This is a genomic window from Streptomyces stoeckheimensis (genome assembly GCF_045822005.1).
Classification (GTDB): domain Bacteria; phylum Actinomycetota; class Actinomycetes; order Streptomycetales; family Streptomycetaceae; genus Streptomyces; species Streptomyces stoeckheimensis.
Map to the genome: position 1 here is coordinate 8,932,641 of NZ_CP169550.1, position 23,992 is coordinate 8,956,632.

A 23,992-nucleotide genomic window follows, 5' to 3' on the forward strand; every position below is an offset into this window, starting at 1 on the left:
AGAGCCGATGCTGCGGACGGCCCTGCCTGAACCGCCGTGCACCGACCGGGACGGTGCACGGCTCACGCCGACGTCTCTGGACGGAGGTCGTCATGCACAAGCTCGTCGTCCTGTACTCGGAGCCCGCCGACCCTGACCACTTCCGCGACTACTACGTGACCAAGCACCTCCCGCTGGTCACGAATTGGCCCGGCCCGCCTGCGTGGCGCTACAGCTTCGACGTGGCGGCGCTCGAGGGAGAGGCGCCGTACTTCGCGGTCTTCGAAGCCGACTTCGCCGACGCCGCCGCCATGGACGCGGCGCTGGCCTCGCCGCACGGCCGGCGGCTGTCCGCCGATGTCGCCAACTACGCCAGCGGCGGTGTGGTCATCGTCCACTATCCGCTCCAGGACGGCACCGGCTGAGACAGGCCGGCACGCTCCTGGACGCGTTCGGTCGGCCGATGTCCCGGCCTGATGTCACGGTGGTTGATGCGTGCGTGCGGCGCGACGGCCGGGGCGGCAGCCCCACGGCCGTCACTGACGACGACCCGGCGGGCATCACGACCCGGGTCGGCGGGTTGGGTGAGTTTTTGATGTTGGTCCGCTGAGTGGGGCAACCATCCCTGTGCTTCGGGTGTCGAACGGGTGTTGATAAGCCACTTCTCGTTCGCGGAGGCATTCTTTTGAAGAGAATCACGGCCAAACGGTCCGTTGCTGTGCTGGGCGCTGCCGTTGCCATGGTTGTGTCCTCGTTGGTTGTCGCACCGTCAGCGCAGGCTGGCAGCAGCCCGCTGAGCGGGGAGGTCTTCGGCTCCGTGGATTCCGGTGGGGTGGTCCACGTCGACCTGTTCACCGGGGACACCCCGGCAGAGGTCGGGAATCTCACGGTCCGGGTGCGGGAGAGGAATGGTGGTCCTGTGGTGGGCCGGGTCGGTGGGTTCACCGGCGGCCAGTGTCAGGACGAGATGTGCTACATGCGCACGTACAGATCGGCACCCGGTCGGCTCGACGTGAAGATGGGCGTCTACGACATGGAGCTGGTGCGCAACGAGGGCAAGAGCGATGAGCAGGTCGGCGTGCTGCCGGGAACCCTGAACTTCGCCGTCAACACGCGGTTCACGAGCCTGACCTCCTCCGTGTCCACGGTGTCATACGACCGCCGGTCCGGCGTTGCCTCGGGAACGCTGGTTGCGGAGGACCCGAACACCCACGAGGTCAAGCCGCTCGCCGGCGCCGGTGTCGCCCTGTACCCGACCGCGATCGAGCCGTCGAGGCTGACCACCGATGGGGAGGGACGTTTCACCGGCCCCTTCGGGTTCTACGGCAATGAGCCGAAGGCCGCTCTGTCGGCCAGGCTCGTCGGCGACTGGGGGGTTTCCAAGGAGGTCGTCCTCCAGGTCCGCAAGCAGAAGGCGAAGCTGACGGTGACGTCGCCCGGCCCGGTGGCGACCGGACGGTACGGAGCTATGCTCCGCGCGAGCGGCACCCTCACCCGCACGGCCGAGGACGGCACGGAGCAGCCGGTGTCGACGACGCGCGTCTCGGTCACGAGGGACGGCTGTGTCGTCGTCGAGGACGGTGGGGACTGCGGCAACGGGCACGACAACACCCGCACCGACGGCTCCTTCGACATCGGCTACGGGGTCGCACCCGGCGCGAAGATGACGGTGCAGGTCTCCAGCCCGTGGTTCGAGCCCGTGGCTCCGTACCACTTCTCGGTGAACGCCACGCACCTGAGCGCCTTCTCAGGGCTGAAGGGAAGCGTCGACAAGTTCCAGAAGGTCACCTTCACCGGAAAGCTGGTGGTGAACGCGGGCACCGTGCCGGCCGGTACTTCCGCGACGATCCAGTTCCAGTACTCGGCCGACAAGGGCAAGACCTGGCAGTACGCCGGGAAGTTCATGACGACGTACGGCGAGACGTTCACCCATGCGACACGGTGGCCGGCCGGAGAGTCCACGCTGTGGCGACTGGTCCACGGGGGCCGTTCGGACGTGGCCCCGACGGAGAGCCGGCCCGTCAGCCTCGGCCGTCGGCTGACGAGGATCACGAGTGACGATGTCACGCCCGAGGGCGTGCGCCGTGGCACGTCCATCACCGCGAAGGGTCTGCTGACCCAGAAGATCGGCACCGACTGGAAGCCGCAAGCCGGGCAGACGGTCCGGATCTACTTCAAGCCGGCCGCGCCCGGCGGTGCCTGGAAGCAGGTGGGCACGGCGACAACGCTGGCCAACGGCACCTTCAGCAGGAAGGTCACCGCGCAGCAGGACGGGACCTGGCAGATGCGCTACGTCGACGCTCCGGCGACGCACTACGCGTCCAACGGGCGCGAGGACTACGTAGACGTGCTCTGACTGATCTCCCTGGCTCGACTCTCCCAGGGCGTTTCCTGTGGATCACCTTCCCCGGGCTTGTGCCCGCGTAGGTACGGTGGCGGCATGGCGACGGTCCTGCGGCACCCCCGACCTGGATTGACCTGGGACTGGTGGGCCGTCGACACCGAGGGCTTCCTCGTGCAGTTCAGCGGCGGGCCCGCCCCCGAGTACCTGCTGGCGCAAGTGAACCGCGTCGACGCCGCAGCCGCGTGGGCGGAGGAACATCGCCCCGCATGGTTCAACCCTGATCCCCAGCCGCTCCACGCCTTCAGCTGTGACGGCGAGTTGCCGACCTACACCCGGAACGGTGTCCCGGACTCCCCGCTGCGGCTGTCCGCCGCACCAGCAGTCATCACGGACGTTGCGGCCATGGTCGAACTGAAGAGAGCAGTGGGAGAAACCTGGACGATCCACCTCGACGACGGATGGGTCTAGCCAGCCGCGTGCGGGTCACCTCGCCGACCAGATAACGACCTCGGACCCAAGGTGACCCTGGTCGGGGTACCGCGCGCTCGAGCCGGCAGAAGTCCGGGGTGCGTCGTGCCTCGGCGGGGGCTATGTGCTGATGCCGACTTGTTCGACGGTGCCGGCGTGCCGGGCGCGTTCGGCGGCGAGAACTGCGAGGTGGCTGAGGAGGGATTCGTGGGGTCCGGAACGGACCAGGGAGGCGTCGCCGGTCGCGACGGCCGTGACGAAAGCGTCCATCAGCCCGGCGTCGCCTCCTCCGTGGCCACCACCGGCGGACATGTCGCCCTCGGGGGTGGTGTCGATGGTCTCGTCCTGACCCGTGAGGAAGTCGTGGATGCGCAACATGGTGCCGTCGCCGTGCAGTTCGCCCCGGGTGGCGAAGACCGTGGTGCGCCGGTTGGCCATCTGACTGAGGCCGGTCATGGTGAAGGTGGCCGTCGCGCCGTCGGCGAACTCCATCGACACGACCTGGTGGTCCACCACGTCGTTGTCGCAGGCATAGACGCAGCGGCCGTACGGGCCGGACCGCAGAGCCGTGTCGAGCGCTTCCTCGGTCGGCTCCTCCACGACCACGGACAGCGGCCAGCCGTGATCGCCCCCGGCCAGCCGCTCACCGTAGATGCGCTTGGCCGAGAAGGCGCACTGCGCTTCGACGGAGCAGTCCAGACACCGGTCGGCAGCGCCGGCGGGGCGGTTGGCGGGGGTGAAGTGGGAGAGGCGGCCGAAGCTGGAAACGCGGGTGGGTGGTTGTCCGACGATGTACTGGAGCCAGTCCAGGTCGTGGCAGGACTTGGCCATCAGCATGGAGGTGGCCTCGTCCGCGCGGCGCCAGTTGCCGCGTACGAAGGAGTGCGCCTGGTGCCAGTGGCCGACCGGTTCGGTGTGCTGGACACTGACGATGTCACCGAGCCGCCCGGAATCGAGAACGCCCTTGAGTGCCTCGGTGTAGGGGGTGTAGCGCAGGACGTGGCCGACGGCCAGGATCACCCCGGCCCGCTCGACCGCGGCGACGATGGCGCGACATGACGGCTCGTCCAGCGCCATCGGCTTCTCCAGCATGATGTGGTAGCCGAGTTCGGCGAAGGCCAGGGCGGGTTCCAGGTGCAGCCGGTCCTGCGTGCAGATCAGCACGGCATCGGCGATCCGGCCGCGCGCCGCCAGCTCCCGCCAGTCCTCGACTGCCCCGAGGGCGGCGATACCGTGCTCTGCAGCGAACCGCTGACGCCGCGTCGGGCGAGGCTCGGCTACGGCGACGACCCGCGCCCGGTCGGGATGACGCAGCGCCCAACGGGCGTGCCCGGAACCGCGGTCGCCCGCGCCGACGACGATCAGAGACAAAGGTGCCATGGCCCCGGAGGCTACCGGTCGAGTGCCGGCATAGATTCGCTTTCACTGCTCTGCTCTAGGGGCTTTCCCGTGCCCACTTGAGGGCACAGCCCCCGATAGGAGACGACGGAGGCACAGGCGCCGCGACGTCGTCGTGATCGACACACTGTCGTCGGCCCTTCACCAGCGGCGTCAATGCTCAGGTTGACCGCTTCCCGCCAACGGCGGGTGCGATGTGTCGGACCGTCGTCCGGCGCTGTCAGTCGTGCCTTCTACCCTCTTCCCATGTCAGTCAACATTGATCTAGCCTTCACCGTTACCGGTGTCACGGGTGAGTTGCAGGCCCGGGAGATCGTCCGCGCTCTGGAGGAGCTGCTGCGTGAGGAGTCGCTCATCCTCCAGGTGTCCCTGGGGGTGGCGGTGGACGACGACGGCGCGTTCTTCGTGTCCGGCGAATCCGACTTTCCGCTCGGGATCAGCCGCTTCTACCTGTGGCGCCCGCATTTCGAAGGGCTCTTCGCGGCGACTGTCGCAGAGGTGGCAGACGGTGCGAGCGCGAAGGTTCACTGGGGCTATCCCGACGAGGAGTACTGACCGGGCCGGCCAGCCATACGAAGGCTGCCCTGTTCTGCAGACAACGTAAGGGACCTTGAGTGATCCGCTGACGAGCAAGAGCTGGCGTCGGCAGGGGCGCCGGCAGGCTTGACGCCGACCGCCTGGTGCAGTGCCATGAATACGGATGGAAGGGGTGCGGGATGAGCAACGAGGACAGCGACAGAGAGAGCCCGGACGCCGATCGCCCACGGAGCCCGAGCAGTACGGGTTTCGAAGACCGCTTCTGGCTGGTGCTGCTCGCGCTGATCGTGGTGGTGCTCTTCGTGGTCGGGCTCATGGGCGCGGATACCGGAGGAGGGCACTTGGACGGGTATACCGGGTGGCACTGAACGGTTCGCGGCCAAGAAGGCCGCGAAGCAGACGGTGGGCCGCAAACCGCGCGGTGCCTGAGTACGGGACTGCGTCTGCCGGGAGGCTTGGGCAGAGCTCCTCGTGGCGCCGACTCGCCGGCTGGTGCGGCGGCGCCCGGGTTCAGCACGCTGGCCGTCTCGGGCAGCTACTCGGACGAGTCCTCGGGAAGTGTGCCGGTCACGGACACCGTGCGAGCTCGCGCATGGTTGGCGGTGCGGTGCTGGGGCTCGATCCTTGATCATGTTCGTGTGGTGGGGAATGGGTCTCGTGCAGCGACCATCAGCGATCGAAGGATCACAGTGCTCTCGGCCGATGTGATCGCCGAACTCGACACCGAGTCAGGTCCGTTATGGCACGAACGACACCAGGCGAGACTGCAGTCCAGCCCAGTCGGCAAGCTGTGCCGACATCACCCACGCCCGACAGTTGGGCCTGGGCAGAAGATGACCCTGGTGGGAAACCTGTTCGACCTCCACGTTGCCTGGTCGGCGGAAACACGGCCTCTCAGGCCCTGCGCCGTGTTTACCTCTCCACGATGTAGCGCAGCTGCGCGAAGCCGCCGACGTCGGTGAACCGAGTCCAGGTGCAGCGCGACGTCTTCGGGTAGGTCGCCGAAGAGGCGGTGCCCGGCGCCGATCAGGACCGGGGTGAAGCTGATGATGAACCGGTCGACGCGTCCGGCCAGGATGAAGCTCTGGATCAGGCGGCCACCGTCGGGATGGACGTGCTTGATCCCGCGCTCGTCGAGGTCGGGGAGGAGCTCGTACAGGGAGCGGTGGACGGAGATGCGGAGGTCGGCGTCCCCAAGGGGGGTGGTGCTCAGGACGCCTGATTCAAGCCTCCGCGGCTGCCGGTGTCGACCTGGAGGGTGAGGACATGCTGGGCATCGCCTGGGACGCACATATTTCGACGACCGGTGATCAGCCCCCCCACTACCCCACCCACCATCCGCTACCGGGAGTTGGACCCCACCTGGATCTTCGATAGGAACATGTCGATGATCACGGCGGAATGAAGCGCCGACTGCCCTGCTTGGCAGCTCTCTATCTGGAGTAAGCGGAAGCTCTCATCCTCCGGAGCGGTTTCGCCGCCCGTGACCGACGACACCGGAGGAGGTCCCGTTGATCGACTACGGCATCATGTCAGGCCGGAGCCGCCAAGGAGATGACGTCATGAAGTTCATCGTTCACGACGATCCAGTCGGTCGCTCCGCGAGCAACTACATAGCTCGGGTCGACCTGGCCGGTTTTGGCCTGGACGGACAAGTCGAACAGCTCTGGCTCCAGGCTGTCGCCGACGGGACCTACGAGGTCGCCTGCATCCCGTTCTTCACCTACGGACTCGCCCTCGGCGATACTGTGCTGCTGACGGACCTCAGCTACGTCAGCAAGCTGGTCGAGACGTCCGGGCATCGGGCACTGCGGATGATGTTCGTCCCCGATTTGCCAGGCGGCGACCTCCAGAAGGTGGCAGACCGGATCAGGGCCGAGATCAGGCAGGCGGGACTCCTGAGCGAGTGGAACGGCGACCGCTTCGTCGCCATCGACATCCCGCCGAACACCGAGCCCTCCAGCCTCTTCGCTGTGATGGAGTCGGCGGTCAGCGCCGGCGATGCCTTCTGGGAGTGGGCCGGCGCGACACCGTTCATCGCTCACACCTGACGCCGCCGCTGAGCCTGGCGCTCAGAATTCGGCGTCCGGCGCAGGTGGTTCGCTGTCGACGGCGAAGCGGACCGCGCCGGGGTGCAGGCGTCGTTCGCGAGCCAGAAGGCCCGCTCGGTCAGTGCCGGAACTTCCTGTCGGCCGCGGGTGACGACGGCGCCCTGACCCACGTCGATCCGCTCCCGGAACGGCTTGGACAGGTAGAGGCGCGGCAACCCGTGGCCGGCCCGGTGCCCGTTGCGCGTCGGGCGCAGCTCTCCCGTCCCGGCGTCGGCGGCTGTCTTGGAGATGACCGCGAGCGCGGGCCGGGACGGGGATCCCGAGGCGATGTGGGCCAGCGCGAGACCCTGGGGCGCGAGTTGCTCGATCCAGGGCGCCGGTACGGCGGGGACCGCGTAGGAGGCGAAGATCCGGTCGTACGATGCCAGGCCGGCCAGCCGTCCTCGCCTTGCCCCGTGACCAGCGTCGGATGCTGCCCGAGCCGGGCCAGGTGCACGCCTGCGGCCTCGGTGACGTGCACGCTGCTGTCCGGGGAGACCACGTGCTGCGCCCCACAGATCATGGAGGTGACCGCGCACGTCACACCGGGCCCGGTACTCAGGTTCAGCACCCGTAACGGCTCGGGCGGCCTGCGGCGCCGGGAACAGGTCAGGACCACCCGAGTTCGGTGTAGACGCGGCCGGCCTGGATGCCTTCGATGGCTGCCGCCGCGTACGGGACGATGGGGTCGGGGAGTCGACTCGGGTCGTGCCAGTCCCAGGACGTACAGCGGTCCGGCTCGCGGACCTCGGGCGTGCCCTGCCAGCGCCGGGCACGGAGGAACAGGCCGATCCGCGGCTGCGCCCCGGGTGCGTCGACCATGTGCACCACGTGGACCAGGTCCACCTCGTCCGGGTCGATCAGCAGTCCGGCCTCCTCTTCTGCCTCCCGGACCACGCAGCTCACGGCCGATTCCTGCTCGCAGTGGCCGGCGAGCAGGTGATGGGTGGAGGCTGCGAACGCGGAGGTGGGGTGGCGCAGCCCGAGGAGGACCTTGCCGTCCTCGCGCTGGAGATAGAGGTGGACGCCCACGATGTGCGGGACGCTGCTGCCAGGCGGGCTGCCCGCCCGTGACCTGGGCCGCCGCTCCGCGACAGCCAACAGTTGCGGATCGGGGTGGGTGTCGGAGGCGGCTCCGGCCGCGTGACGGCGCACGAGGTCGAGGGTGGACGGGCTCAGCCGGAGGCGGGGCATCGTCTCGGGGCTGAACCAGGCGACCATGACCCCCTCTCGGAGGTCGACGCCGGCCGGATCGCCGGTCCACCGGCCGCAGAAGATCTGGACCGGGACAGCCATTCCATTGGTTCCGGTGGCCATCTCCACGGCGAGCGGCTCGAGCACCGGCAGGGCGAGTCCGGCTTCCTCCCACAGCTCGCGCCGGGCCGTGGCCTCCAGCGAGGCGTCCCCTGGCTCACGGCCGCCACCGAGAAGTGACCAGGCACCCGGCTCCCAGATCCCGTCGACTTCATCGCGCAGATGAAGGAGGTACTTTCCCCGGCCGTCGTGGATCAGCGTGGAAGCGTTGACCGGCTCGATCCGGCCGTCGAGTGCGGAGGCCAAGAGCTTCGCCCGCAGCTGCGGGGCCGTGACCTCGTCGAAGGGGCGCCACTCGGCGGCCGAGACCTCCTCCGTCTGCACGGTGACCTCGACGTCCCTGTCCACCAGATGGAAGACGAAGCGGAAGTCCCAGTGCTGGTGAGCGCCTTCGTTCTTGACCGGGTTGGCGTCGATGTCGAAGACGTCGATGTCGATGGGCAGGGGGCCGTAGGCGGAGGTGGCGCACAGGGCACTGGGCGGGATGCCGGCCTCCTCGTGGACCTCGCGCAGCGCCGTCTCCAACAGCGAGCGATCACCTGCCTCGACGTGCCCGCCTGGCGCCAGCATCAGCCTGAAGACGTTGTGGTGGATGAGCAGGACACGGCGGTCGTGGTCAACGACGACCGCGCTGCACGTGATGTGCCCCGGCACGGTCGAACGGCTGGTGGGCTCGGCGGCTTCGTCCAGCATCCGCAACAGCGGTGCGAGCGCGGGCGCTTCGGCCGGGTGCTGTTCCAGGTAGGCGGTGACAAGAGAGCGGATGTGGGCGGTGGAGGGCGGCAAGGTGACCTCACGGAGATGGCGGATGAAGGGAGCGGTGGGCTGGAGGTGCCGACAGGGCGCAGAGCCGGGGCACTGGCCGTCAGGCGGACCGTCGTGGGTTCGATACCTGGCCCACCGCTCAGGAATGTTCGATTCCCAAGGGCTGCTGCCCGGTGCTGATGTCGGCCCCTACGGCGTCCTTCAACTGGATGGCGTGATGGCACTGGTGCTCTAAAAACGCGCCCAGCCCCGGGTCGTAACGGCCGGGAACGGATGATTCATCGAACGGATATGCGGCTGCGGTGTGCGGGGCGGGTCGCACGGGGCTGGGTGGTCTGGAACTCACGCGTTCGAGTGGAGACGGTGGATCGGCACTCGATCAGCGGCTTGCGCGCTTCGGGCGGGTGCCGGCCTGTCAGCCGTGCGGTGGCGGGGTGCCTGACGAGGTCTCCGAAGGTGGAGACCTCCAGAGGTCCGGGCTAGCGGGTCATCGGTCCTGCGAAAGATCGACGAGTTCCCTGAAACGGCCCCCTTCCACGGCGACCAGCTCGTCGTAGGTGCCCTGCTCGGTGATCTTGCCGCCGTCAAGGACGATGACGCGGTCGGCCAGGCGGCAGTTTTCCATCCGGTGCGTGACGATCACCGTGATCCGGTCCTGCTTCATGTCCCGCAGGCCGGTGAAGACCATGTGCTCGCCGCGCGGGTCCATCGCCGAGGTCGGCTCGTCCATGACCAGCAGGCGCGGCCGCCGGTGGAACGCCCGCGCACACGCGAGGCGCTGCCACTGCCCACCCGACGGCTCGTGGCCGCCCCAGATCGAACGCGCAAGGAGGGTGTCCAGCTGCTGGGGGAACGCTTCGACGGCCTCGCGCATGCCGACCGCGCTCAGGGCATCCCAGACGGCCTCCTCGCCCCGCACGGGATCGGGCTGCCCGAGTGTGACGTTCTCCCGGGTGGAGAACGGCCAGTAGCCGTAGGACTGGGTGACCAGGCCGACATGCTGCCAGGCGGTGCGCTGGTCGCAGTCGGTGGTCGGGATGCCGTCCCAGGAGACCGCGCCGGAGCTCGGGACGGTCAGGGAGGTGAGCAGGCGGATCAGAGTGGACTTCCCGGCGCCGTTCTCGCCGACGACGGCGATGACCTCACCGCGGGTCAGGGTGAGAGAGACCGGCCCGAGCGAGGGCTCGTCCTTGCCGGGGTAGGTGTAGGTGGCCTCCTCCAGCCGGATCTTCTCCGGCCCGCCCTCGATGACCTGCGGGCCGCGCGGCCCCGACATCGCGGCGGCCTCCTTGACGAAGTTCGTGTAGTCCCCGAGGTACAGGGCGTGCTGGAACATCGCCGCCCCGTAGACCACCAGCTGCGACAGCGCGGCGGTGGAGGTGCGCATGGCGACGATAGCCGTGCCGGCCGCGGCGATGGCCATGTACCCGCCGACCGCCAGCGCGGCGAGCGCGCCGTACGTGGCGACGACGAACACCCCGGAGCACGCGGCGGCGATCAGGTAGACGACCAGGTACTGGGGGGGCGGAGGACACCATCCGGGAGTCGATGCGCTCGCAGACCGCCGCGTACCAGGCATGGGCGTACGGCCGCATGCTGTTGCCGCGCAGCTCCTCCGAAAGCTTCGGCGTCGTCAGGTGCCACCGCATCATGTGCTTGATGTTCCGCGAGGCGACCGTCGCGTTGTGCAGGCGGTAGTCCAGGCGGGCCGCGTACACGGACCCCAGGCCGCGCGGGACCACCGACAGCAGGAGCAGCGGCAGCAGGACCGGGTGGACGAGAGCGAGCACGGAGGCGACGGCGACCATGTCGATCAGACCGCCGGTGAACCCGAGGGCGTCCTGCAGCAGCATCGCGGAGCGGGCGGAGCCCGTCTCGGCCGCCTCGGAGCGCTCGGTGAAGTCCGGGGCGTCGTAGGCCTCGAGCTCGACGTCCATGTGCGCGTCGACCATCGCGAGATCGGCGAGGGTGGCCATGCCGGGATTCAGCCGGCGGGCGGCGCTGCCGGAAGCGATCGAGGAGAGCGCGCCGAGGGCGGTCATCGCGGCCGCGATCACCAGCGGCCAGACGGCGGCCGAGATGCGTTCCTGGACGCCGTCGCCGGCCAGCAGGGGAACCATCGCCTCGGAGATCGCCGCGAGTGCTGCAGCCGTACAGATCCCGCCAAGGATCTGGGCGGCAACCAGCACGTAGAAGGCGCTGCGGTTCACCGCGAGGGCGAGCTGCGAGGTCTGTTTCAAGGCGGCCGGGACTCGCCGGGCCATCTGCCTGAGCGACAGGGCTTCCATCGTCTCGTTGTGCTGGCCCCAGGTGTACTTGAACTCCGGTGGTGCGGGGGCCGCGACGGGTTTCTGCTGCACGTCTTGCTGCTCGGACACGCGAGATCTCCTTCAACTAGCAGTCTGTAGAGCTGAGTTCGACCGCTCTCGCGCATGACGAGGAAGCGCGTCTCCACAGTGAGGTGGGCCGGACGCGAGAGGCGGGGGACTGGAGTGAGTGAGTAGAGCGCAGGCTGGGTGCTGGAGTAGCGGGATCTGGCCGACCTCGTGGTGGCGGCCTCCTTGATGTGGGCGCTGATCATGCCCGGGAACCGCCGTGCTGCTGGGGCGACGGCTCCCGGAGGTTGGCTGGAAGCAGCCGGTCGGTGAGGTCGACTGTCAGAAATCGCTTGCGCGGTTCGCGTCCCGGATCCGATCCGCCCGGCGTCCGTGAAGGGATGTCCCACCCGTCCCCGGCCGCGTCCCTCCGGGGCCGCGGTGATGCGGAGCCGATACCGTGGTTTCGGTGCGGATGGTGGATGTCGATCCCGAATTTCGGCTCTGGCCGGAGTTCCGCGGAGCCAAGTGCAGACTGGTGCCTGGGCGATTGTCGTAGGGCCGTGGCAGAGTGCGCGGTCATGGACATCGACGCGTTCTGGGGGATCATCGAGGCCGCACGGGTCGGGGCCGCAGAAGCAGGTGAGCCGTTCGACGAAGTCCTCGTCAAGCACCTCGCGGAGAGACCGTGCCAGGAGATCCTGGAGTATGCGGAACGTTTCGACGAGGCACATGACGCCCTGTACCGCTGGGACGTGTGGGCGGCGGGCTATCTCATCGGGGGCGGATGCTCCGACGACAGCTTCATCGACTTCCGTGCTGGTGTGATCGCTTTGGGGCGTGTCTGGTACCAGCGCGTGAACACAGCCCCCGACAGCCTCGCCGCACACCCTGATGCGATCCAGGCGGCCAATCTCCGGGACCGCTCCGAGGTGCTGTTCTACGAGGACGTGAACTACGCGGCCAGTGGCGCGTTCGCACGGATCACCGGCGATGAGGACGCCTTCTACGAAGCTTGGAGCAGTTTCCGCGGGGCTGATACACAGGACGACGGCGTCGTTGACATGGGCGAGGATTTCGACTTCGACGACGATGGTGAGATGAGCCGCCGGCTTCCCCGTCTGGCCGCCCTGTTCCTTTCCACGAACCCGTGACCCTTCGGCTTCGGGGCGTCCACCTCGGCCTGGCGGATCCATTGGCACAACAGGAAGCCGCGCCGGTGGCGGTGAACTCCGCGTCGTCGATCCAGTCGGCGCCAGCCGGGCGGTTCTGGAGGTCCTGGGGGGACCGAAACGGCCCACCAGAGCCACTACAAGCAACGAGGCCGCAGCCCATGAAGCTGCGACCTCGTCACCTCAACCGCAGTTGCAGTACTAGGCCGGGCCCAGTTCCGGGTCGCGGGTTTCGTGGACTTCCCAGTGGCCCAGGCGGTCCGTCAGGGCCACCCGGCGGCGGGCCAGGAAGACGAAGGCGGCGACGGCGGCGCTTGCGGCGGCTGCGGTCGCGGCCTGTGCGGCGCCCCAGGACATCGGGACCAGCAGAACGTAGGTGGCGAGGGCATAGGACAGCAGCAGGCCGCCGAGCCAGGGCCAATGGGCACCCGGCAGCACAGTCGTGGGGGTGGGGGCAAGGACGGTACTGCGGTTCGGGTCGGGCTGTACGGGGGTCGCGGGAGCGAGGATTCGCTCGAAGTCGGCGCGGTCCACTTCCAGCCAGGCCACCTCGCCTTCGTCGGTGACGAAGACCACCGGCTGGCTGTTCCTGATCAGGCGCCAGTTGCGGGCGCCGCACAGCCAGCCCGGCCGTTCGCCCATGGTGGCCGCGAGCAGGGCGAGCGCGTGGGGCGGGCCGCCGCGGTTGGCGGCCAGTACCTCGGAGCCGTCCTCCAGTGCGAAGCGCAGCTTGTGGTCCGAGGTCACGCGGACGGTGCCGTCGACGTCTCCGAGCGACACGTGGTCGCCGCGCCGGGCCGAGGTGATCCGTGCACGGACGGCGGGCAGGGCCGATCCGCCGGCCGCGTCCTCGCGGAGGGTCCGGGCGGCAGCGTCGGCCTTCGGGGCGTACCAGGTCACGCGCATCACCCAGATGAACAGCAGCAGGCCGCCGGGAACGAAGGCGCCCACCGTGAGATAGGGCGGCAGGGAGAACGCGAGCGGGGAGTCCGTCGCCGCGTACCGGCCGACCTGGCCCGAGTAGTCCACCACGCCGCCGAGTTCGGGTGCCGAAGGGGCGTACAGGACGATCATGGGTCTGGGCGAGCTGCGTCTGCTCGCCCCTCCCTCCATCCCGAAGTGGCCGTTGCGCACCTCGACGCGCCCAGTGACCCGTTGACCGTCCGGGGCGAGGACGGGGACTTCGACCGTCACGTCACCGCTGAACATCGCGACTTTCGGGTCGTCCCTCGTCAGCCGGTGAACGTCGACGACCTTGCCCTCGGCGGTTTCGGCGCCGGCCCTCTGTATCGCGGCGATGCGCCTGAGGTCGTCGCCGTCCGGCCTGATCGCCAGCTCCGTCGCCACGGACAGGGCGGGCAGTACCACGGCCACGCCCAGCAGCCACGGTGTGATGCGGCGGATCCACTGCGGCTCGACGGGCAGGCGTGCGGGCGGTGGTGCGGGATCGGCCTGCCGGGGGGCCGCAACAGGGACCGGCCGGGAACCCGACCACACCCATACGGCGCCCAGGACCAGAGCCACTGCCCCGAGTACGGCCACGTCCGGCCGGTACACGGACATGCCCGCCCGCAGCAGCAGCGTCCAAACAGCCAGCACTGCGGAAAGCAGCGCGCCCCCACCTGAAGTCCTGGTCAGCCAGGTGTTTCTCCCCATGATCGCGGACTGTACCAACGCCGCTGCGCGGGGCGGCAGATGGACCGGCTCGGGTGGGGATGGGGCGCTCGGAGGCTGTTTGTTTTGACGTGATCGTTCGTTGCACGGTGCATGACGGACTGGTTGAGCGGCTGGTGCCGGACGAGTTGTGGGTGTTGTTCCGGCAGGTGCTGCTGCCGACAGAGGTGCTACGTCCGCAGAGTGGGGGCCGACGGCATGCCGGTGACCGAGAGGCCCTGGCCGCGATCATCTTCGTGGCGACCACGGGCTGCACGTGGCGGCAGCTCCCGCCGGTGTTCGGCCCGAGCCGGCAGACGGTCGCCCGCCGCTCCACCGCGTCATCCTCGCTCCAGCACCTCCAACCTCCCGGCGTACGGTACGGGCGGTGGGGTCTGCGGTGGCCGCAGCCGGTCGTAGGCCAGGGCGCTCACGTCACCAAGTGCAGCGATGTTTCAGCGATGCCCAGCCGTACGCTCTGGCCCCAGGTCAGCTCCAGCGCATCGCTCTCCATCCCGTCGCCGAATACCATGATTCGGTCCGACTCCACGGTCAGCTGCAATCCCTGACCCCGCCCCAGCTCCCCGGCGACCCTCGTCGTACCGGTCGCGGGAGAAGGCCAGGCCTCCCGCACGAACCACAGGAGCCGCCGCTCGCAGGGTGCGGGCAGCTCGGCGGAGCTGCCGCGCTCCAGCCACAGGGAACGCAGCCAGCCGGTGGCGCCCGTGCCCGTGCCCACCAGCACGCCGGAGGATGCCTGGGCCTCACCAGGGCCGCTGTCGCCGTCGGAACCCAGGCGGTAGCGGGTCGTTTGGTGACCGTGCGAGCCCAGGTAGATCTCGTTCAGCGCGAGAAGACGCTGGGTGTCGTCGGCGACGGCCTCGACCATGGTCAGCTCCTCTGCCCGGCCTCCGGCAGCGATTGCCGCACGCAGCAGCGCAGCCGTGTCGGCGCAGCGGTGACGGACGAGGACTCCCGGGTTTCGCCCCGGGTCGGTGTCGATGCCCACGACCGGCTGTCCGCGCAGATACTTCGCGGTATTGGCGACCAGGCCGTCCTGGCCGACCACGACCACCACGTCCTCCGGGGCGAACAGGAAGCGGTCCAGGTCCGCCCGCTCCACCCGGGAACTGCGCCAGGTGAGCGGCACCGCCGCCGCCACCTCCCGCAGCGCCTGCCGCGTGCGCTCGTGGCGGCGGACCACCTCGTCGATCGACCGGCCCCGGCTGGAAAGGAAGAACGCGGCCTGCCCGTGCGTCCCGTGCCGGGCGAGCAGTTCCTCGTACTCGGTCCTGCGGTGCACGAGCACCGCCCTTGGGGCCAGGCTCACGAGTCCGCGCCGCCTTCCGGGCGTCCGAGCCTGGCGAGGAGCCCGGTGAGGACGTCAGGAGAGAGAGTGATGCTCTCGATCCGCGGCAGGTTCTCCGCCAGCCGGGTCGCCGCCAGGGCGTGCAGCGTGCCCGGGCCGGCTTCGTCGTGCACGCGCAGCCAGGCTGCCTGAACCTCGGCGCGCGCCGCGCCCGTCTCCCGCGCCGCCTCGGCGTCCGCGCGGGCCAGGCAGACCTTGCGGGAGGCCTCGGTCTCGGTCCGGATGCCGTCCGCCGCCGCCTTTTCCTCAGCCTCGCGACGGGCGTTGGTGCCGCGCTGGTCGATCAGCTGCTCCTCGCGCCTGGCCAGTTCGATCTGACTGGCCAGCTCGTTCTCGGCGATGGCCCGCTCACGCTCGACGGCGACTGCCCGCCGTTCGTAGGTGGCCCGGTCCGCCTCCTGCTGGATCTGCTCGCGGGCCGGGGTGCGCAGGGCGCGCTCCACCTCGGCCTCGGGGCGGATCGCCACGACCCGCACGGCCACCACATCGATGCCGGTGGCCGGGAGTCTGGGCTCGGCGGCGAGACCGGCGGTGACGCTCGCCCGCACGGAGGCGACGCCGTCCACCAGAGCGACGGCCAGCGGAGTCCGGGCGAGTACGTCCAGCGTGTGCTGCTGCGCGGTTTCGGTGAGGAGAGTGGCGATCTGCTCCAAGGGCGCTCCGCGCCAGCTCCCGGTGTCCGGGTCGACGGAGAAGTCGAGTCGGGCCGCGGCTTCGGCCGGGTCGCTGATCCGGTAGGTGACGGTGGCCTGCACGGCGACGTCTTGAAAGTCGGACGTACGGGCGTGGAACGCCATGGCCAGCTCCCGGTCGTCGACCGGGACTTCGGACAGCGCCGCTGAGAGTGACCGGTACCAGAAACTGAGCCCCAGCCCGTCGTGGACGAGTCGGCCGCGCTTGTGGTGGCGGATGTGGGTGGTGGGCGCGGAGCGCAGATGACGCCAGCCGAAGCGCCGGGTGATGTCGGCCATGGCGAACCCCCTTAATTTCGTCAGTGCGACGATAACGAGATGCATCCATATCGTCAAGGGGACGAAAAGGGGCGCAAAGACGATACCCCGGCAGCAACGGAAGCCGCTCGAACGAACCCTCGGCCTGCCGGACGGGCTGCCCCCGAACGGCCTCATGGTCCCTGCGTCCGCGCCGGCTCTGCCCGCAGAGCGAGCCCGCCGCCGTCCGCTGATCGGCGGCCAACGGCGACCGGGATGCAGAACCCCCCGGCCGTAGCCCGCCAGGCACGCCAGCGATGGATGGCCTCGTAGGCGATCGGATTTCAGCAAGGGACACGACAGGGCGCCGACAGGGCTCCGTCCGACGCGCCGCCCGACCGCCGACGGTGCGACAGAAGGTCCGTCAGTCTGCGCGGGTATCGGCTGTCGACTCGCTCCGAGAGGCGGCCGGAGTCCGGACATTCGCGTTCCATCGCCGGCGCGGAGGCGATGTGCTGGCGGTGCCGAAGACGGGCGCAAGCGGCACGTCGTGGTCGACACGGCGCCGCGCCGTGCCCGGTTCCCGCCCCGCCCCCGCAGTCAGCCCGGCACCGGCAGCAGTGGCCGGACCACCGCCCACTCGGCGTCCGACGTGTCGGTGGGATACCGACGCTCGCGCGCCCCGTGGTCTCTGGCGTTCCCGAACCTGTGAGCCCGACAGTCGCACGCGAGAGTGGCTGAAGTGGACCCCACTCCCGCGTTGCCGTAGAAATGCGACAACAGGGCCTCCTGGAAGGCACGTTGGAGTCGACAGCCTTCGAGCTGCCAAGAGGCCCTGCTCTCGTGCGCGGCAGCCGCCGCAGTCACCAATTCGGCTGACTTCTCGACGAGATCGGGACGACGCGACGGTAGTCGCGTCGCCTCTCGTGATCGCTGGGACGGACGAATTCGCCCTGCCATCCAGCTGGACGGTCGGCTTGGTGACGCCCCGAGGCCGCCTCGCGGGTTTGAGCCCGGTGCCGCGACTGACGAACCTGGCGAAGAGCCGTGGCGTACCGGCTAGAGGTGCGGCCAACCGCCCCCGCTACGTCCTACTTCTCCTCCGGCTCCCAGGCGCGGAGCAGGTCGAGCAGCCCTGCGTCTCCGTCAACGTGCAAGGAGTCGGCCTGGATCCGGTCGTACAGGTAGAGGACCAGCTCACTGGCCGTGCCGTGGACAGAGGCGCCGGCTGCGTCCGCGTCTTCGCCCGTCGCGGCGGTGGGCGCGGGGATGCGGGTGATGCGTGCGCCGTCGCCGTCGACGGTCAGGCGCCAGGAGCGGCCCTCGGCGGCGTGGAAGTCGAAGGCCGTGGGCTTGTGCGGCCAGGCACTCGGCGTTGCGCAGACGGTGAACAGGAACTCCTCCACACCGTCGAGTGCCAGCTCGACCGGCAGCGTCTGCGGGGAGCCCCCGGCGACCTGGGCGTCGTAGGTGTGCACCGCCGTCTCCTGGACCCGGTGCCGGGCGGCGCCGCCGGCGGTCTGCGGTGACTGCGACGCGGGCCACCACGTCCAGCAACCGCTCTCCGGTCCCGCCGCGCGCAGGGCGCCCAGCAGAAGCTGCGTCGACGCGTCCAGCCAGGCCAGCAGGGCCTCACGCTCCTGCGGCACTTGCAGCGCGGCGCGCGCGGCGACGGCCTCGGCCGGGGGAGCGTCGGCAGACCCCGCACCCACTATGGCGGCCCAGAAACGGTCTCCCCCACCCAGGTGCTTCACCAGATCGAACAGCGTCCACCCGGGGCAGGTCGGCACCTGCGCGTCGAGACCGGGCGCGGCGGCGACCACGGCGCGGAAGGCGGTGGACCGTTCATCGATCAGTCGCAACAGGTCAGGGAACTCAAGATTCTTTTCCACGTCGGATATCTATCACCGTGCTCCGATGATCGGACAGCGATTTTCACGGTCGCCGCCGGTTGGCCACGGTGGTCTTGTCGTAGCAGCGTGAGAGCCTCCGCGCATGAGCTACGACTTGGCAGTGTGGGAAGGAGAGCGGCCGGCGAACGACAGGACGGCTGTCCGCACCTTCACCGACCTGTACGACCCGCTACCTGGACACGGAGGCAGATCGTCCTCCGACCGAGCGCATCGTGGACTGAGGTGAGGAAGTGGTCAGCACGGCGTTCGTAGCGGCGGTGTAGGCGTCGGCAGCCGGCCAGCCAGGACGCGGCCCGTTCGACGACCCAGCGGTGGCGTCCAAGTCGCTGCGAGGACTCGATGCCCTTGCGGGCGATCCGATGCCGGATGCCGCGAGCGAAGCCATCGGCACGGGTGGTTGTAGTCGTAGCCCTTGCCGGCGTCCAGTTTCGCTGGCCTTCGGCGCTGCGGCCCGCGCCGGTTCCGGATGGGCGGGATGCCGCGCACGAGTGGCGCCAGAGCCTGGCCGGCTGATCCTGCACCGCTACGACCAGGCCCTGGTACGGGCATCCCGGCCGGTACTTGCCGCCTCCGGCTGACGCCCGCCCCGCCCCCTGGCTATCGTCAGTGCAGTCAGGACAGGGAGGTGGCTCGTGCGCGGTGCCGTCAAGGGCGCGTCGCTCGCCGGAACCGCGGCGGCCGTGGCCGTACTGGCCTCGCTCGCGGCCAACGCCGCCACGTCCGCGGACCGTTGGCCCGGCGCGCTCGACCGCATCCGGCAGCAGCCGTGGTGGTGGGTCGCCGGACTCGCCGTCGCCGGGATCCTCGTGGCCGTCGTCCTGGCCCGGAGGCAGGAGCGGCCCGCCGACGATCCGCCCGCCCCGTCCGCGCTGACCGTTCCGGACTGGGTGATCGACCGCACCGAACGGGCCCGCACCGTCAAGGCGGTGTGCCGTACCCGGCGCGGCAGCCGTACCGTCGCCATTACGACCGCCCTCGAAGGCGCCGGCGGCTTCGGCAAGACGGTCCTCGCCCGGGCGGTGGCCGCGAGTCCGCGCGTACGGCGGCACTTCCGCGGCCGGATCTACGTCATCACGATCGGCCGTGACGTCCGCGGCCGGGCGGCGATCGCCGCCAAGGTGGCCGAGGCCACCCGCTTCGTCACCGGCGACACGACGGCCTTCGACGACCCGGGCCTGGCGGGTGACCACCTCGGCCGACTCCTCGACCGCCGCCCCCGCACGCTGCTTCTCCTCGACGACGTCTGGGATGCCGAACAGCTCGACCCCTTCCTGCGCGGCGGCGCCCGCTGCGTCCGCCTCGTCACCACCCGTGTCCCCGGCGCCCTGCCGCGCGGCGCCGAACGCGTCCGCGTCGACCAGATGTCACCCGCCCAGGCCCGGGCGGTCCTCACCTGGGACCTGCCCGCGCTCCCCGAACCCCTCGTCCGCGACCTCCTGGAGGCGACCGGACGCTGGGCCCTGCTCCTGCGCCTCACCAACCGGCTGATCAGCCTGCGCATCGCCACCGGCGCCGATCCGGAGCACGCGGCGGGGGAGACCCTGCGAGGGCTCGTCGACCACGGCCCCGCCGTGGTCGACTCGGACCCGGCCACGCTCGACCTGGACGATCCGGCCCGCCGCGCCCAGGCCGTCCGGGCCACAGTGGAGGCGGCCCGGACCCTGCTGCCGCCCGGCGGTGAGCGACGCCTCGCGGAGCTGTCCGTCTTCGCGGAGGACGAGTCGATCCCCGTCCCATTGATCGCCCGCCTGTGGACGGCGACGAGCGGTCTGACGGAGGACGAGAGCCGTACGCTCTGCGCCGCGTTCGACCGGCTGTCCCTGATCTCGCTCACCCCTGACCACGGCGGCCGCGTCGCGATCCACGACGTGCTCCGCGACTATCTGCACAAGGAGTTGGGCGAACCGGCCGCGACCGCGCTGCACGGCACGCTTACCCATGCCTTCGGTCCCCGTCCCTGGGAGTCGTCCGAGGGATACGTCCTCGACCACGCGATCGAGCACCTGCTCGCCGCCGGGCGGACGGATGACGCGGAGCGCGTCGCGAGCGACCTGCGCTGGATCGAGACCCGACTTCACCAACGCGGCCCCATGGCGGCCTGGGCCGACCTGTTCGACGTCCCCACACGGCACGCGGCGCGGCTGGCCGACGACCTCACCCGAGCCGCCCACCTCCTCACCCCGACCGACCCGCCCGAGCTCCTGACGAACGTCCTGCACAGCCGCCTGGAGTCGCTGCCTCTGTGGCGTGACCGCATCGCGGGACGGCAGGCCGCCCCCGAGATCGCGGCCCGGCCGCTCCTGCGCAACCGCACTACCCCGCCGGACCTCCCCGAACCGGCGCTGCTCCGCACCTTCCTCGGCCATACCGGACCCGTGTGGTCCGTCGGGCTCCGGTCCGACGGCACGTCGCTCATCACTGTCGGAGCCGACGGGATGGCCCGAGGGCTCGACCCGGAGATCGGCGGCGAGTTCACCGTGGACGTACGGGGCCCCGGACGCTTTCGGGTCCTCGCGGTCGCCCCGAACGGCACCGATCTGGTGACCGGCGGGCCGGGCCGTTCCTTCCACACCTGGACCTGCGACCGGGCTACCCCGCCGACGCGAACCCTCGGGCCGGTCGGGGGCCGCGGGGCGTCGGTGCGGGCCCTGGCGGCTTCGGGGAGCCGGATCGCGACCGTCGCCACGGACGGCACTCTGGAGATCTGGGCTTGGAGCGGGAACCACCTCGCCCAGAACGTCCAGCAGGGTGACGAACACACCTGCGTGGCGTTCTCCGCCGACGGTGTGTGGCTGGCCGTCGGCGGCCGCCGGCGAGTCCGGCTGATGTCCGCGGACCTCGCCCAGGTGCAGGACCGCGGTCCCACCGCCGGAGCTCCGGTGAACGCCATAGCCATCACGCGGGACGGCAACTGGATCGTCTCCGCCGAGGCGAACGGCGTGCTGCAGATCTGGGACGAGAGGCCGCCCCACCACACCTCGCAGATCTCCGCGCACAGAGGCCCCGCCACCGCGGTGGCGGTCTCCCCGGACGGCACGTGGCTGGCCAGCGGCGGCGAGGACGGTACCGTCGCGGTCTGGGACCGGCGTACACGGGAGTGCCGCGCCCGCTACGCCGCCCATGCCGGCCCGGTCCACGCCGTCGCGGTCACACCGGACGGCGCCCGGGTGATCAGCACCGGCGAGGACGGGACGGTACGGGTCTGGGACAGCAGTGGGCCCGAGCGGATCCGCTCGGGCGCCGGCGAGGGAATGCGGACGGTCACCGTCGTCGGCGACGCCGAGCGGCTGGCCGTCACCCACCGCGACGAAAGCATCAGGCTCTGCGACTCGTACGGTGACACCTGGAGCAGCCCCCTGTCGTCACGTCACGGGGAGTACCGAGGGCCGGTCGCCTTCGCGCCGCACGGCAGTTGGTACGCGGCGGGCCACCTCCACGGTGTCGAGATCAAGACCATCGACCAGTCGGCGGCAGTGGACCCCTTGGTCCTCCCACTGGGCCCATCCACCACCGCGCAGGCCCTCGCCGTCGCCCCCGACGGCAGGTGGATCGCCGTCGCCGACTCCGCGGGATCGCTCCAGCTGTGGAACCGTCTCTCGCAGCTGCGAACCGCCACCGTGCCGGGTCCGTGGGATGGCGACGGCCGGGCGCACACCGTCGCCGTCGCACCCGACGGGACCTGGCTGGCCGTGCTGCGCCACCGGCCGCGGTCCGGCCGGACCGGTCCCGAGTCCCTGGTGCAGGTGATCCGCCTCGCAGGGGGTCGCGCCGTCGCCGGCCGCCAGGTCCAGATCCACCGCGTCGAGAAACTCACCGGCCTCGCCGTCACACCCGACGGCACCCGCCTCCTCACCTCGTCCTTGAGTGGAGACGTGAGTCAGTGGGACCCGCTGACCGGCATTCTCCTGACGACCGTCGCCGACCCCGACGGCCCCGTCAACGGCCTCGCGGTCTCACCCGACGGCAAGTGGATCGCCACCGCCGGCTCCCTGCTCCGCGTCTGGGACGCCGCCACCGGCCGGACCGTCGCCAGCATCCGCGCCGAGACACCGCTGACTTCCTGCGCCTGGCTGCCCGACGGCCGCGGGCTCGTCGCCGTCGGCGAACGCGGCCTGCACTCCCACGAGTTCCGGCCCTGAGGCGACACCCACACGGGCCACCGAGCCGGTCGAGGCCATCGAGAACACGGGCGGCGTCACCTCCGCCCGCGGCACCAGCACCCTTAACTGACGGCGCTGCCAAGCGCCTGGGCCGTGCGTGCGTTCAGCGCGGACCGTAGCCACGCTTCTCCACGTGCCCCGGCTTTGCCAGGAGTGGTCCCAGGCCGACGCGCCTGGCGATACCGTGGTCGGACACGCCCGTTCGGCCCATGGAGTCCTCGATGAGCGAACAGCCGGCCCCCGCCGATCCTGTTGCCCGGCAGCTACTGGAGCCCGCGGCCGCCGACGCGGTACGCGCGTACGCGGCCAGGACCCGCGCCCAGGCCGACCAGTTCGCCGCCGTCCTGGAGGACGTCGCCACCAACGGCCTGCCCGACCCGGAGCTGTGCACGCCCTGGGAGGAGCTGCGCGAGGCCCACCTCGTCCGGCTCGCCGCCCACCGCCCGGCCGTCGCCTGATGCCGGGACACGGACGCCGCCGCGCCCGCATCGCCTTCTCCGACGCCGCAGCCAAGCAGCTGGAGAACCTCACCAGCGAGGCAGAGATCCACGCCCTGGACCGCGCCCTGGTCGTCATCTCCGTCGACCCCGACGTCGGTGACCCGATCCCCGGCGACACCACGGGCCCCCAGCTGCGCCAGTACGCCGACGAGATCGAAGCCGTCCGCGTCCTGTACTTCGTCACGGCGCTGCGCACCGTGGTGGTCGTGGCGTACATCGAGGTCTGAATCGCGCGAAGTAGGCCATCTGCAACCAGGGGCCGGGACCGAGTCCAGGGAAGGCCTCGGCCACCTGCCGGTGACCGAGGCCTCTCCACACGCCCTGAAACCTTCGTGGTCGACCTGCGGGCTGCGCCCCGGCCGTCAGCGGTATCAGGACCCCGGTCGCTCATCGTGGACGGCGCAGCCTGAACAGCGGGGCTGCCGCGGGCCGGCCCACAGGCCTGTCATCGGCCTTGTTTATCAAACGGGTCGACCCGTAAAGTATTGCCATGAGTTCCTCTCCGCCCCCCAGGGGGCGTCCCAGGGATCCCCGGTCGCACGAGGCGATCATCAGCGCAACCGCCGCTCTGGTCGTCGAGGTCGGCTACGCCGCGACCTCGATCGGGGCCGTGGCCGCACGCGCCGGGGTCGGCAAGGACACTGTCTACCGGCGGTGGTCGGGTAAGGCAGAGCTGGTCTTCGAGGCCGTCTTCACGACCACCGACGACGCCCCGATACCGGACACCGGCACGCTCACCGGGGACCTGGCCGTACTGCTCGAATCCCTGGTCGATGAGTTCCGCACGCCGGCCGGCACTGCTGCGCTGCCGGGGCTGCTCGCCGACTTCGCCGCGGATCCGGCGCTGAAGGCACGTATCCGTACGCACTTCCTGGCTCCGTCGAAGGACCGACTGGTGGTCATCTTCGACCGGGCCGCCCAGCGCGGCGAGATCGCGGCCGACACTCCGGTCAACCTGGTCCTGGACACGTTGGCCGGAGCGGTCTTCTTCCATATCGCGCTGGTCGGGGAATCCCCGACGCCGCAGCTGGCCGGCCAACTGGCCGCGATGATCTCGCGCGGCATCCAGATCCGATGAACGCCCGC

Annotated in this window: 21 protein-coding genes and 2 pseudogenes; 13 read left to right on the top strand and 10 right to left on the bottom strand. The window is 70.2% G+C overall.

Going from position 1 to position 23,992, the window contains the following annotated elements:
- Window positions 1-92 precede the first annotated feature (92 nt).
- The 3 genes from ACE1OC_RS40450 (at window position 93) to ACE1OC_RS40460 (ending at window position 2,791) form a co-directional block, all read left to right on the top strand.
- Window positions 93-404, top strand: coding sequence for an EthD family reductase (locus ACE1OC_RS40450; RefSeq protein WP_407841264.1), 312 nt, complete (start codon window positions 93-95; stop codon window positions 402-404).
- Window positions 405-955: 551 nt separating this feature from the next.
- The gene (locus ACE1OC_RS40455) at window positions 956-2,335 is read left to right on the top strand and encodes a hypothetical protein (protein WP_407841265.1); all 1,380 of its coding nucleotides are present in this window, start codon (window positions 956-958) and stop codon (window positions 2,333-2,335) included.
- An 84-nt stretch (window positions 2,336-2,419) separates the two neighbouring features.
- The gene (locus tag ACE1OC_RS40460; RefSeq protein WP_407841266.1) at window positions 2,420-2,791 is read left to right on the top strand and encodes a hypothetical protein; all 372 of its coding nucleotides are present in this window, start codon (window positions 2,420-2,422) and stop codon (window positions 2,789-2,791) included.
- 120 nt (window positions 2,792-2,911) lie between these two features.
- On the opposite strand, the gene ACE1OC_RS40465 is transcribed toward ACE1OC_RS40460, so the two are convergent.
- Window positions 2,912-4,171, bottom strand: a complete 1,260-nt coding sequence (locus ACE1OC_RS40465; protein WP_407841267.1) for a Gfo/Idh/MocA family protein — start codon at window positions 4,169-4,171, stop codon at window positions 2,912-2,914.
- Window positions 4,172-4,435: 264 nt separating this feature from the next.
- On the opposite strand from ACE1OC_RS40465, the gene ACE1OC_RS40470 reads away from it, so the two are divergent.
- Both ACE1OC_RS40470 and ACE1OC_RS40475 read left to right on the top strand, forming a co-directional pair.
- Window positions 4,436-4,744 carry a hypothetical protein gene (locus ACE1OC_RS40470; protein ID WP_407841268.1) on the top strand — a complete coding sequence of 103 codons (309 nt, stop codon included), beginning with the start codon at window positions 4,436-4,438 and terminating at the stop codon, window positions 4,742-4,744.
- A 161-nt stretch (window positions 4,745-4,905) separates the two neighbouring features.
- Entirely contained in the window at window positions 4,906-5,094 is a 189-nt protein-coding gene (locus ACE1OC_RS40475; protein ID WP_407841269.1) for a hypothetical protein, read from the top strand.
- A gap of 431 nt (window positions 5,095-5,525) precedes the next feature.
- On the opposite strand, the gene ACE1OC_RS40480 is transcribed toward ACE1OC_RS40475, so the two are convergent.
- Window positions 5,526-6,017: a dihydrofolate reductase family protein gene (locus ACE1OC_RS40480; RefSeq protein WP_407841270.1), complete on the bottom strand. Its 492-nt coding sequence runs from the start codon at window positions 6,015-6,017 to the stop codon at window positions 5,526-5,528.
- 271 nt (window positions 6,018-6,288) lie between these two features.
- Here ACE1OC_RS40480 and ACE1OC_RS40485 point away from each other — a divergent pair, with 271 nt between their 5' ends.
- Complete coding sequence (locus ACE1OC_RS40485) at window positions 6,289-6,777, top strand: DUF4265 domain-containing protein (protein ID WP_407841271.1); 489 nt, start codon at window positions 6,289-6,291, stop codon at window positions 6,775-6,777.
- On the opposite strand, the gene ACE1OC_RS40490 is transcribed toward ACE1OC_RS40485, so the two are convergent.
- The 3 genes from ACE1OC_RS40490 to ACE1OC_RS40500 form a co-directional block, all read right to left on the bottom strand.
- Window positions 6,768-7,355 (bottom strand): hypothetical protein, encoded by a 588-nt coding sequence (locus tag ACE1OC_RS40490; protein WP_407841272.1) that lies wholly within the window; start codon window positions 7,353-7,355, stop codon window positions 6,768-6,770. The two genes, ACE1OC_RS40485 and ACE1OC_RS40490, sit on opposite strands and share 10 nt — an antisense overlap.
- A gap of 70 nt (window positions 7,356-7,425) precedes the next feature.
- Entirely contained in the window at window positions 7,426-8,916 is a 1,491-nt protein-coding gene (locus ACE1OC_RS40495; protein WP_407841273.1) for an NUDIX domain-containing protein, read from the bottom strand.
- 466 nt (window positions 8,917-9,382) lie between these two features.
- Window positions 9,383-10,474 (bottom strand): ATP-binding cassette domain-containing protein, encoded by a 1,092-nt coding sequence (locus tag ACE1OC_RS40500; RefSeq protein WP_407841274.1) that lies wholly within the window; start codon window positions 10,472-10,474, stop codon window positions 9,383-9,385.
- A 193-nt stretch (window positions 10,475-10,667) separates the two neighbouring features.
- On the opposite strand from ACE1OC_RS40500, the gene ACE1OC_RS40505 reads away from it, so the two are divergent.
- Window positions 10,668-11,303 carry a hypothetical protein gene (locus ACE1OC_RS40505; RefSeq protein WP_407841275.1) on the top strand — a complete coding sequence of 212 codons (636 nt, stop codon included), beginning with the start codon at window positions 10,668-10,670 and terminating at the stop codon, window positions 11,301-11,303.
- Window positions 11,304-11,791: 488 nt separating this feature from the next.
- Window positions 11,792-12,364 (top strand): DUF4240 domain-containing protein, encoded by a 573-nt coding sequence (locus ACE1OC_RS40510; RefSeq protein ID WP_407841276.1) that lies wholly within the window; start codon window positions 11,792-11,794, stop codon window positions 12,362-12,364.
- Window positions 12,365-12,583: 219 nt separating this feature from the next.
- Here the strand turns inward: ACE1OC_RS40510 and ACE1OC_RS40515 are convergent, their stop codons facing one another.
- On the bottom strand, window positions 12,584-14,038 hold the full coding sequence (locus ACE1OC_RS40515) for a hypothetical protein (RefSeq protein WP_407841277.1): 1,455 nt from the start codon (window positions 14,036-14,038) through the stop codon (window positions 12,584-12,586).
- Window positions 14,039-14,145: 107 nt separating this feature from the next.
- Here ACE1OC_RS40515 and ACE1OC_RS40520 point away from each other — a divergent pair.
- A pseudogene (locus tag ACE1OC_RS40520) lies at window positions 14,146-14,373 on the top strand (transposase); the annotation flags it as partial.
- A gap of 92 nt (window positions 14,374-14,465) precedes the next feature.
- Here ACE1OC_RS40520 and ACE1OC_RS40525 read toward each other — a convergent pair.
- The 4 genes and pseudogenes from ACE1OC_RS40525 to ACE1OC_RS40540 all read right to left on the bottom strand — a co-directional run.
- Complete coding sequence (locus ACE1OC_RS40525) at window positions 14,466-15,365, bottom strand: hypothetical protein (protein WP_407841278.1); 900 nt, start codon at window positions 15,363-15,365, stop codon at window positions 14,466-14,468.
- A complete protein-coding gene (locus ACE1OC_RS40530) occupies window positions 15,362-16,375 on the bottom strand; it encodes an SPFH domain-containing protein (RefSeq protein ID WP_407841841.1) in 1,014 nt (337 codons plus the stop codon). The genes ACE1OC_RS40525 and ACE1OC_RS40530 overlap by 4 nt, the downstream gene beginning before the upstream one ends.
- Window positions 16,376-17,424: 1,049 nt before the next feature.
- Entirely contained in the window at window positions 17,425-18,225 is an 801-nt protein-coding gene (locus ACE1OC_RS40535; RefSeq protein WP_407841279.1) for a maleylpyruvate isomerase family mycothiol-dependent enzyme, read from the bottom strand.
- Between the two features lie 170 nt (window positions 18,226-18,395).
- A pseudogene (locus ACE1OC_RS40540) lies at window positions 18,396-18,750 on the bottom strand (IS5/IS1182 family transposase); the annotation flags it as partial.
- Between the two features lie 128 nt (window positions 18,751-18,878).
- Between ACE1OC_RS40540 and ACE1OC_RS40545 the strand changes: the two are divergent.
- The 4 genes from ACE1OC_RS40545 (at window position 18,879) to ACE1OC_RS40560 (ending at window position 23,984) form a co-directional block, all read left to right on the top strand.
- Window positions 18,879-22,385 carry an NB-ARC domain-containing protein gene (locus ACE1OC_RS40545; protein WP_407841280.1) on the top strand — a complete coding sequence of 1,169 codons (3,507 nt, stop codon included), beginning with the start codon at window positions 18,879-18,881 and terminating at the stop codon, window positions 22,383-22,385.
- A gap of 242 nt (window positions 22,386-22,627) precedes the next feature.
- Window positions 22,628-22,864 carry a hypothetical protein gene (locus tag ACE1OC_RS40550; protein ID WP_407841281.1) on the top strand — a complete coding sequence of 79 codons (237 nt, stop codon included), beginning with the start codon at window positions 22,628-22,630 and terminating at the stop codon, window positions 22,862-22,864.
- A complete protein-coding gene (locus tag ACE1OC_RS40555; protein WP_407841282.1) occupies window positions 22,864-23,133 on the top strand; it encodes a hypothetical protein in 270 nt (89 codons plus the stop codon). The genes ACE1OC_RS40550 and ACE1OC_RS40555 overlap by 1 nt, the downstream gene beginning before the upstream one ends.
- Window positions 23,134-23,396: 263 nt before the next feature.
- Window positions 23,397-23,984, top strand: a complete 588-nt coding sequence (locus tag ACE1OC_RS40560; protein ID WP_407841283.1) for a TetR/AcrR family transcriptional regulator — start codon at window positions 23,397-23,399, stop codon at window positions 23,982-23,984.
- The last annotated feature ends 8 nt before the right edge of the window (window positions 23,985-23,992 follow it).

Bases quoted from the DNA above. Each gene is read 5' to 3' on its own strand.
- ACE1OC_RS40450 (WP_407841264.1), top strand. From the start codon at position 93: ATGCACAAGCTCGTCGTCCTGTACTCGGAGCCCGCCGACCCTGACCAC.
- ACE1OC_RS40455 (WP_407841265.1), top strand. From the start codon at position 956: ATGCGCACGTACAGATCGGCACCCGGTCGGCTCGACGTGAAGATGGGC.
- ACE1OC_RS40460 (WP_407841266.1), top strand. From the start codon at position 2,420: ATGGCGACGGTCCTGCGGCACCCCCGACCTGGATTGACCTGGGACTGG.
- ACE1OC_RS40465 (WP_407841267.1), bottom strand. From the start codon at position 4,171: ATGGCACCTTTGTCTCTGATCGTCGTCGGCGCGGGCGACCGCGGTTCC.
- ACE1OC_RS40470 (WP_407841268.1), top strand. From the start codon at position 4,436: ATGTCAGTCAACATTGATCTAGCCTTCACCGTTACCGGTGTCACGGGT.
- ACE1OC_RS40475 (WP_407841269.1), top strand. From the start codon at position 4,906: ATGAGCAACGAGGACAGCGACAGAGAGAGCCCGGACGCCGATCGCCCA.
- ACE1OC_RS40485 (WP_407841271.1), top strand. From the start codon at position 6,289: ATGAAGTTCATCGTTCACGACGATCCAGTCGGTCGCTCCGCGAGCAAC.
- ACE1OC_RS40500 (WP_407841274.1), bottom strand. From the start codon at position 10,474: ATGCCTGGTACGCGGCGGTCTGCGAGCGCATCGACTCCCGGATGGTGT.
- ACE1OC_RS40510 (WP_407841276.1), top strand. From the start codon at position 11,792: ATGGACATCGACGCGTTCTGGGGGATCATCGAGGCCGCACGGGTCGGG.
- ACE1OC_RS40515 (WP_407841277.1), bottom strand. From the start codon at position 14,038: ATGGGGAGAAACACCTGGCTGACCAGGACTTCAGGTGGGGGCGCGCTG.
- ACE1OC_RS40530 (WP_407841841.1), bottom strand. From the start codon at position 16,375: ATGGCCGACATCACCCGGCGCTTCGGCTGGCGTCATCTGCGCTCCGCG.
- ACE1OC_RS40550 (WP_407841281.1), top strand. From the start codon at position 22,628: ATGAGCGAACAGCCGGCCCCCGCCGATCCTGTTGCCCGGCAGCTACTG.
- ACE1OC_RS40555 (WP_407841282.1), top strand. From the start codon at position 22,864: ATGCCGGGACACGGACGCCGCCGCGCCCGCATCGCCTTCTCCGACGCC.
- ACE1OC_RS40560 (WP_407841283.1), top strand. From the start codon at position 23,397: ATGAGTTCCTCTCCGCCCCCCAGGGGGCGTCCCAGGGATCCCCGGTCG.